This is a genomic window from Nocardioides sp., assembly GCF_036401255.1.
Lineage (GTDB): Bacteria > Actinomycetota > Actinomycetes > Propionibacteriales > Nocardioidaceae > Nocardioides.
On record NZ_DASWVI010000097.1, the window covers coordinates 1 to 2279 of the forward strand.

Below are 2279 nucleotides of genomic sequence, written 5' to 3' on the forward strand. Positions count from 1 at the left end.
CGAGGCCGCCGCCCACCGGCGCACCCGCCTCTCCCTGCGCCGCACCGGCGACGGCACGACGCGCCTCAGCGGCCTGCTCCCCGACGCGGTCGCGACCCGGCTCGCGACGTACCTCGAAGCCTTCACCAACCCCCGCAAGTCACCGGACGACGCGCTCGAGCGGCTGCCCTACCAGCGGCGCCTCGGCCAGGCGTTCTGCCAGCTCCTCGAGGCCGTCGATCCCTCGCGGCTGCCGCTGCACGGCGGTGACGCGACCACGGTGATCGTCACGCTCTCCCTCGACGACCTGCGTCGAGAGCTCGGCACCGCCCAGCTGTACGGCGGCGCCGCCGTCCCCGGCGGCGACACCCCCGAGGTGCCCCTCACCGCGGCCGAGGCCCGGCGGCTCGCCTGCACCGCGCGGATCATCCCCGCGGTGCTGGGCGGGCGCTCGGAGGTCCTCGACCTCGGCCGTGGACAGCGGCTCTTCTCCGCCGCCCAGCGCAAGGCGCTGTTGCTGCGCGACCGGCACTGCCGGGCCGAGGGCTGCGACATCCCCGGCACCTGGTGCGAGGCCCACCACTGGATCCCCTGGTCCTCCGGCGGCCGCACCGACCTCGCCGACGGCCTGCTCCTGTGCCACCACCATCACCACCGGGTGCACGACGGCCGCTACCGCGCCGACCTGCTCCCCGACGGCAGCGTCCGGTTCAGCCGACGGACGTAGGCCGTCGGCGAAATCGTCAGGACGACAGCGATCCCGCCGATCCTCCCCGTGGCGTCGCCCACGGACGGGCATGCCGTCATGCCCCACGTGAGGAGATCTCGGGATGCGTCTGCCCAGGAGCGCGGCCGTCGCGCTGACCGCCGGCGCGGCGCTCGCCGCGACCGTGGTGGGGAGCGGCGCGGGCGCCGCGCACGGTTCGCCCGGCCGGGCAGCCGACGACCCGCTCTACACCTTCGTCGCCGCCCCCGACTTCCTCAACCAGGACGTCGCCGACGTGCGCGGCCGCGCCGGCTGGCATGAGGGCGACCCGAACTCGTGGACCCCGCAGCTGCAGTCCAGCATCGACACCTTCCTCGACGAGGTCGCCGCCCAGCAGCCGCAGTCGGTCCTGGTCACCGGCGACCTGGTCGAGGGCCACTGGTTCGACGACGTCGCCGAGACCGGCATCTTCGGCCCGGCGGACAGCGCCCGGGACCGGGCCGCGATGCTCAAGCGTGCCGCGAACTTCTACCAGCGCGTGAACCTGCAGCGGTTCACCGACCGGGGTCTCGTGCTGCACGCCGCGGTCGGTGACCACGACATCGGCGACAACCCCTGGCGCAAGGCCTTCAAGCGCCGCAACGTGCCGGTGCTCAAGCACGTGTTCGGCAAGCACTACACGCGGACCCCGCAGGGCGAGGAGCGCTACGCCAACCACCCGGAGGGGTCGGAGTGGGACGAGACGGCGTACGCCGTCAAGCTCTCCCCCGACGTCCTGCTCGTCACGCTGGACGTGTTCCACCTCGGCCAGGACAACGTGTACGCCGAGGTCGTCGGCGCTCAGCTGCGCTGGCTGCGCGACACGCTCGCGAAGGCGCAGGCAGAGCAGACGAAGTGGATCATCGTCCAGGGCCACACCCCGATCGCGACCCCCGTCCGGACCCGGTCCTCCTCCGGCATGTCCGTGGCGCAGGGCACGAGCTCGCGGCTGTGGAAGGTCATGGCCCGCTACCGGGTCGACCTCTACCTGGCCGGCGAGGTCCACAACACCACGATGCGCCAGGCGGACGGCATCACCCAGATCTCCACCGGCGGGCTGCTCTACGCGGGCCAGGCCACCTACCTGACCGCCGAGGTGTACGCCGATCGGATCGAGTTCGAGGTCCGGGAGTTCGACCACGTGGCCGAGGGCCCGACCACCGACCTGCTCTGGCAGCTCGGCACCTACGACACGGTGGGCAACCGGCGCCTCCTGCCCGGCAGCCACTCGGCCGGCACGCTGACGTTGGCCGCTGACGGCAGCGTGACCAGTGCGACCGGCAAGCTCGCCCCCTACACCGACTGACCGGCGCGCGCTCTAGTGTCGGAGGTGTGATCGACGACCTCGAGACCATCACGGCGATCGCTGCGGCCGCGGAGGCCGCGGACGGCGCCGCACCGCTGGACGAGGCGACCTGGCTGACGCTGCGCCACCACCCCGACCGGGTGCGCTGCTGGCAGCGCGACCGGGGCTTCGCGCTGGTCATCGGCGACGAGCTGAGCCTGGTCGTGCACCCCGACGGCCGGGGCCGCGGCGCCGCGACCCGCCTGCTCG

General features: G+C 73.4%; 2 protein-coding genes and 1 pseudogene. All 3 read left to right on the plus strand.

The annotated features are described in order from the left end of the window. Positions 1–706, plus strand: a 706-nt coding sequence (locus tag VGD85_RS04505; RefSeq protein WP_331062246.1) for an HNH endonuclease signature motif containing protein, incomplete at its 5' end; no start/stop codon positions are given. Between the two features lie 103 nt (positions 707–809). Continuing rightward, positions 810–2030 carry a metallophosphoesterase family protein gene (locus tag VGD85_RS04510; RefSeq protein ID WP_331062247.1) on the plus strand — a complete coding sequence of 407 codons (1221 nt, stop codon included), beginning with the start codon at positions 810–812 and terminating at the stop codon, positions 2028–2030. Positions 2031–2056: 26 nt separating this feature from the next. Then, a pseudogene (locus tag VGD85_RS04515) lies at positions 2057–2279 on the plus strand (mycothiol synthase); the annotation flags it as partial.

Excerpts from the sequence above, each read along its gene's own strand:
- VGD85_RS04510 (WP_331062247.1), top strand. The coding sequence starts at position 810 with ATGCGTCTGCCCAGGAGCGCGGCCGTCGCGCTGACCGCCGGCGCGGCG.